Source organism: Streptomyces sp. NPDC006283 (genome assembly GCF_040613325.1).
Lineage (GTDB): Bacteria > Actinomycetota > Actinomycetes > Streptomycetales > Streptomycetaceae > Streptomyces.
Genome location: NZ_JBEXRZ010000074.1, coordinates 1 through 6,098 on the forward strand (window position 1 = coordinate 1; position 6,098 = coordinate 6,098).

The window sequence follows — 6,098 nt, forward strand, 5'->3', positions numbered from 1 at the left end:
ACGTTCCTGGGCGCACCCGCCGGCCCGCTCGGCGAAACCCTCACCTACCACACGCACGAGCAGGCCGTGCACGTCCGCGACCACCACGGCACCACCACCCGTCACCCCGGCACCCTCTTCGAGCACCTCCAGCACCAGCTCGCCGCCCGCGCCCTGCCCGCAACCGGCCTGCCCTTCGAGTTCAACCTCGGCTACGTCGGCTACCTCGGCTACGAGACCAAGGCCGACAGCGGCGGCACCGCCGCCCACCGCGCCGACACCCCCGACGGGGCGTTCGTGTTCGCCGACCGGATGCTCGCCCTCGACCACGCCGGCCACCGCGCCTGGCTCCTGGCCCTCAGCAGCACCCACCACCCCACCGGCGCCGAGCAGGCCGAGCAGTGGCTCACCGACGCCGCCCGCACCCTCGCCGCCACCCCCGCCCAGCCCCCCTTCACCCTCCTCGCCGACAGCGAACTGCCCGACCTGGACGTCCAGTTCCGCCACAGCCTGCCCCGCTACCGCGACCTCGTCGAACAGTGCCGCCGCCTCATCGCCGACGGCGAAACCTACGAGGTGTGCCTGACGAACATGCTGCGCGTGCCCGGCCGGATCGACCCGCTCACCGCCTACCGCGCCCTGCGCACCATCAGCCCCGCCCCCTACGCCGCCTACCTGCACTTCCCCCGCTTCGCGGTCCTCAGCTCCTCACCCGAACGGTTCCTGCGCATCGACGCCGCCGGATGGGCCGAGTCCAAACCCATCAAGGGCACCCGCCCCCGCGGCGCCGGCCCCGCCGAGGACGCCGCCATCGCCCGCGCCCTGGCCGCGGCCGAGAAGGACCGCAGCGAAAACCTGATGATCGTCGACCTGGTCCGCAACGACCTCGGCCAGGTCTGCGACATCGGCTCCGTGCACGTCCCCGGCCTGTTCCAGGTCGAGACCTACTCAAGCGTCCACCAACTGGTCAGCACCGTCCGCGGACACCTGGCGCCCGGCGTCTCCAGGCCCACCGCCGTCCGAGCAGCCTTCCCCGGCGGATCGATGACCGGCGCCCCCAAGGTGCGCACCATGCAGTTCATCGACCACCTCGAAAACGGGCCGCGCGGCGTGTACTCCGGAGCGCTCGGCTACTTCGCCCTGAGCGGCGCGGCCGACCTCAGCATCGTCATCCGCACCATCGTCGCCACCGACCAGGCGGCCACCATCGGCGTGGGCGGCGCCATCGTCGCCCTGTCCGACCCGGACGAGGAGGTCCGCGAAATGCTCCTCAAAGCGCAGACCACCCTCACCGCACTGCGCCAGGCCCACGCCCTTTCCGGCAGCCGGGACCGCGAACTGCTGGCCGGCAGCCTGCGGTGAGCCCCGCCGAGCCGGCCGCCGCTCACCGCAGCCGGTCGAACAGCCGCGCACACACCTCGGCCAGCTCCGGGCCCTGGGCGCCCAGCACCGAGCGCACCTCGGCGAACAGCTCCTCGAACCCCGCCTCGCCGCCGGCCACCGCCCGCCCCACCCGCTCCAGACCCCGGCCCACCGCCTCCCGGGCCGCCTGCGCACCCGGGTTGGCGGCCTGGATGTCGAAATACACCTCCGGCGTGCCCGACGCGATCCGCGCCGCCAGCGCCAACAGCACCAGATGCGGCGGCGGGGCACTGGCCCGCAGCGCCCCCACATCCACCGACAGCTCACCGAGCGCCAGCCCGAACGCCAGCACCGCGGCATGCGTGGCGGCCTGCTGGGCAGCCGTCAGCGCATCGTGCTCGGCCGCCGACATCTCCACCACCCGCGCCCCGAAACCGGCCACCAGCTCCACCAGCGCCCGCACCCCGGGCCCGCCGCTCACCGTCACCGCCGCCACCGGACGGCCCGCCCACCCCAGCGACGGCGCGAACATCGGATTCAACCCCACCCACGGCACGGCGGGCGCCTGCTCGCGCAGCCGCTCGGCGATACGGCTCTTCACCGACAACGTGTCCGCCAGCACCGCCCCGGGCCGCATCACCGCCGCCAGCGGCCTCACCGCCTCCAAAGCCACCGGCTCCGGCACCGCCAGCACCACCACATCCGCCCGCGCCAGCACCGCCACCGCCTCCGGCCCCGGACACCGCACATCACCGGCCACCACCTCACCCCCCACCGGCGCGGCCACATCCACACACCTCACCGCCACCCCCGCACCCGCCAGCGACCGCCGAAACAGCCGGCCCACCTCACCCGCACCGCCCACCACCACAGCCTGCCCGAACACCACCCGACCCCCTTCACCACTCACCCCGACCGGCCCCCCTTCGCGGAGGAAACCCATGCCCCTGCCCCAGGCCGCCCCGGCCCCCGCGCCCGCCGAGCCGGGCGAAGACCTCACCCAGCTGCGCGCCCGCCTGGACCGCACCGACACCGCCCTGCTCGACGCCGTCCGCGAACGCCTGCAGATCTGCCTGCGCATCGGCGAATACAAACGCCTCCACCAGGTACCGATGATGCAACCGCACCGCATCGCCACCGTGCACGCAGGCGTCGCCCGCTACGCCGCCCAACACGGCATCGACCCCGCCTTCCTGCGCACCCTGTACGACACGATCATCACCGAGACCTGCCGGCTCGAGGACGAATGGATCGCCCGCGGCGGCCACCCGACAACACAGGCCGGCCACCGATGAACACCAGACCCGCATCCGCATCCGCTCCCACCCTCGGCGAGGCGCTGCACGAGGCCCAGGGCCGGCTCGCCGGCGCCGGGATCGCCCCCACCGCCGCCCAGGCCGACACCCGGCTGCTGGCCGCACACGCCTGCAAAATCACCCCCACCGACCTGGACACCCGCCTCACCGGCCCCGTCCCACCCCGCTTCTGGCAGTACATCGAACGCCGCCTGGCCCGCGAACCCGCCGAACGCATCGCCGGCCACGCCTACTTCATGGGCCACCGCTTCGACCTGGCCCCCGGCGTGTTCGTCCCCAAACCCGAAACCGAAGAGATCACCAAGGACGCCATCGCCCGCCTGCACGCCCTGACCGACGCGGGCACCACCGCCCCCGTCGTCGTCGACCTGTGCGCCGGACCCGGCACCATGGCCGTCACCATCGCCCGCCACGTACCCGCCGCCCAGGTCCACGGCATCGAACTCTCCCAGGCCGCCGCCCGCGCAGCCCGCCGCAACGCCCGCGGCACCGGCGCCCGCATCGTCCAGGGCGACGCCCGCGACGCCTTCCCCCACCTCAACAACACCGTCGACCTCGTCGTCACCAACCCCCCCTACATCCCCATCGGACTGCGCACCTCCAGCCCCGAAGTCCTCGGCTACGACCCGCCCCTGGCCCTGTGGGCCGGCGAGGGCGGCCTCGGCATGATCCGCGCCATGGAACAAACCGCCGCCCGACTCCTGACACCCGGCGGCGTCCTGCTCCTCGAACACGGCTCCTACCAACTCGAGTCCGTCCCCCGCCTGTTCGCCGCAACCGGCCGCTGGAGCCACGCCACCTCCCGCCCCACCTGCAACGACGGCTGCCTGACCGCCGTCCGCAACCACACACCGCCCCCCGCCTGACACACCGTCGGGGCGCGCCCGACGCCCCGACCCTACGCCAACACCAAACCAACCGCGCCGTTTCCGCCCACGGGCCGCACCCGGACCCCGCCCCGGCCCGCCCCGGCCCGGGGCCGCGCCCACCCCTTTCCCGGGAGCAGAGCGCCCCGGGTACGCGGCAACCGGCGCGGAAGATCAGGCAACTGGCCGGCGAGGAGCCCGCACAGCGGTGCACCGCCGGTGTCCGCGGCGATCCGGCTCTCCCGCTCCTGGCGGGCGTTTCGCGCGCGGTCGCCCCCGGCAGCGGACCGTGCACGGTGACCGCGCCACCATCCACCGGCCTGCCCCTGTGCCCCCGGGGCGGGCGAGGAAAGCGAGCGGGCCCGGCGCCGCGAGCCACCCCTGCGCCCCGGGCCGGCCGCACCCCCCGGGGGAGCCAGGCCCGCCCCGCAAGTTCTCCCTCCCGGGAGGGAGAACTCATTCTTTCTCCGTAGCCGCCGGCGGTGAAATACCCCGCACGGCGCACCAATGCCCCCCGCGATATTGGTTATTGGGGGCGATGTCCGCAGCGGGCGGGCTCCGGCACGATTCGTTCGTGACGAACCGGACGAAGGAAACCGGGATATCCGGCATACCCGAACAGCGGCGGACCGCGTTCCTCGAACTCATGCTGCTCTCCCGCGAATGCGACCGCAGATCGGGCATCGTGCTGCGCCAGGGCGAGGCCTGGTTCCACATTTCCTCCGCCGGGCACGAGGCACTGGCCGCCCTGTGCGAACTGCTCGACGCCGACGACCTGATATTTCCCCACTACCGCGACCGCGCCCTGATGCTGGCCCGCGGAATGGACGCGGAAGCCCAGGCGCGAGATCTCATGGCCAAGGAGAAGTCCCACTCCGCCGGCCGCAATATGAGCGCCCATTTCGGCCACCGGCCCGGAAACGTCTTCTCCATCGCCAGCCCCACCGGCAGCCAGTGCCTGCCCGCCGTCGGCGCCGCCTGGGCCGCGCAACTGCGCGGCCGCAGCCAGGTGGTCGTCTGCTCCATCGGCGACGCCTCCACACGCCAGGGCGAGTTCTTCGAAGCCCTCGCCTTCGCCGTCGAGCGGAACCTGCCCGTCGTCTTCCTCGTCAGCGACAACCGCTACGGCATCTCCACCCCCACCGACACCATGTCGCCCCACGCCCTGGGCCTGCTCCCGCCCGAGCGCACCCACAGCGTCGACGGCGCCGACCCCGACGCCGTCCACGCCGCCTCGCACGCCGCTCTCGAGGCCGTGCGCGCCGGACAGGGGCCCGTCGTGCTGTGGTGCCGCCTGGACCGTCTGGATTCGCACACCTCCTCCGACGACCACCGCGTCTACCGCAGCGAGCAGGACATCGCCCGGATGCACGACCCCATCGACCTGTTCGCGGCCAGACTCACCGCCGAAGGCCTCCTCGACGCCGAGCAGCTCGAGCGCACCCGCGACCGCCTGGCCCGCGAGATCGAGGAGATCTACGACCGGGTCGCCACCGAAGCGGCCGCCGACCCGGCAGGCATCACCGACCACCTCTTCGCCCCGCGCCCCACCACAGAACCGGACGCCCCGCACACGAAGCCGTGCGGCGGCACCATGGTCGCCGCCGTCAACCGCGCCCTTGCCACCGGACTGGCCCGCCACAGCGAACTCGTCCTGTTCGGCGAGGACATCGACGACCCCAAAGGCGGCGTGTTCGGCTTCACCAAGGGCCTCGGCGAAGCCGCCGGGCCCCGTATGACCAACGCGCCGCTCGCCGAGGCCACCATCATCGGCGCCGCCGTCGGCCTCGCCGCCGTCGGCATGCGGCCCGTCGTGGAGCTGCAGTTCGTCGACTTCGCCGGCCCCGCCTGGAACCAGATCGCCGCCCAGCTGACCACCCTGCGCTGGCGCACCGCCTCCGCCTGGCAGTGCCCCGTCGTCATCTACGCCCCCTGGGGCGGCTACCTGCCCGGCGGCGGGATCTGGCACAGCCAGAGCAACGAAAGCCTCTTCACCCACCTGCCCGGCCTGCACGTTGTCGTCCCCTCCACCCCCGAGGACACCGAAGCCGCCTTCCTCACCTCCTTCACCGCCGACGACCCCACCCTGATCCTGCTGCCCAAACACCTCATGCGCCGCCGCCACGAGCCCGCCGGAGCGCCGGCCCCCGCCCACGGCGCCCGCACCCTGCGCCACGGCACCGACGCCACCGTCGTCACCTGGGGCAACGGCACCGAACTGGCCACCGACGCCGCCCGCACCCTCGCCGCCGACGGCATCGAGACCGACATCATCGACCTGCGCTGGCTCGTCCCCCTCGACCGCGCAGCCGTCGCCGCCTCCCTGCGCCGCACCGGACGCCTCGTCGTCGTCCAGGAGGACAACCGCACCAGCAGCTACGGCGCCGGCCTCATCAGCGAACTGCTGTGCGCGGACGACGACTTCTACTCCCTGCTCGCCCCGCCACGCCTGGTGACCCGCGAGGACGTGCACGTCCCCTTCCACCCCGACCTCGAACGCGCGGTACTGCCCGCCGCCGACGACGTGGTCGCCGCCGTCCGCTCCACGCTGGCCTGACGCATGACGAAGGAACCG

At 73.4% G+C, this 6,098-nt stretch carries 5 protein-coding genes; 4 read left to right on the forward strand and 1 reads right to left on the reverse strand.

Features of this window, described 5'->3' with window-relative positions:
* On the forward strand, nt 1-1,341 hold a 1,341-nt coding region (gene pabB, locus ABZ070_RS17495), incomplete at its 5' end, for an aminodeoxychorismate synthase component I (protein WP_356634670.1).
* Between the two features lie 22 nt (nt 1,342-1,363).
* Here the strand turns inward: pabB and ABZ070_RS17500 are convergent.
* A complete protein-coding gene (locus tag ABZ070_RS17500) occupies nt 1,364-2,230 on the reverse strand; it encodes a prephenate dehydrogenase/arogenate dehydrogenase family protein (RefSeq protein ID WP_356634672.1) in 867 nt (288 codons plus the stop codon).
* Nucleotides 2,231-2,282: 52 nt separating this feature from the next.
* Between ABZ070_RS17500 and ABZ070_RS17505 the strand changes: the two genes are divergently transcribed.
* The 3 genes from ABZ070_RS17505 to ABZ070_RS17515 all read left to right on the forward strand — a co-directional run bounded on the left by ABZ070_RS17505 (nt 2,283) and on the right by ABZ070_RS17515 (nt 6,080).
* On the forward strand, nt 2,283-2,636 hold the full coding sequence (locus ABZ070_RS17505) for a chorismate mutase family protein (protein WP_356634674.1): 354 nt from the start codon (nt 2,283-2,285) through the stop codon (nt 2,634-2,636).
* The gene (locus tag ABZ070_RS17510) at nt 2,633-3,523 is read left to right on the forward strand and encodes a HemK/PrmC family methyltransferase (protein ID WP_356634677.1); all 891 of its coding nucleotides are present in this window, start codon (nt 2,633-2,635) and stop codon (nt 3,521-3,523) included. The genes ABZ070_RS17505 and ABZ070_RS17510 overlap by 4 nt, the downstream gene beginning before the upstream one ends.
* 574 nt (nt 3,524-4,097) lie before the next feature.
* Nucleotides 4,098-6,080 (forward strand): thiamine pyrophosphate-dependent enzyme, encoded by a 1,983-nt coding sequence (locus tag ABZ070_RS17515; RefSeq protein WP_356634679.1) that lies wholly within the window; start codon nt 4,098-4,100, stop codon nt 6,078-6,080.
* Nucleotides 6,081-6,098: the final 18 nt, after the last annotated feature.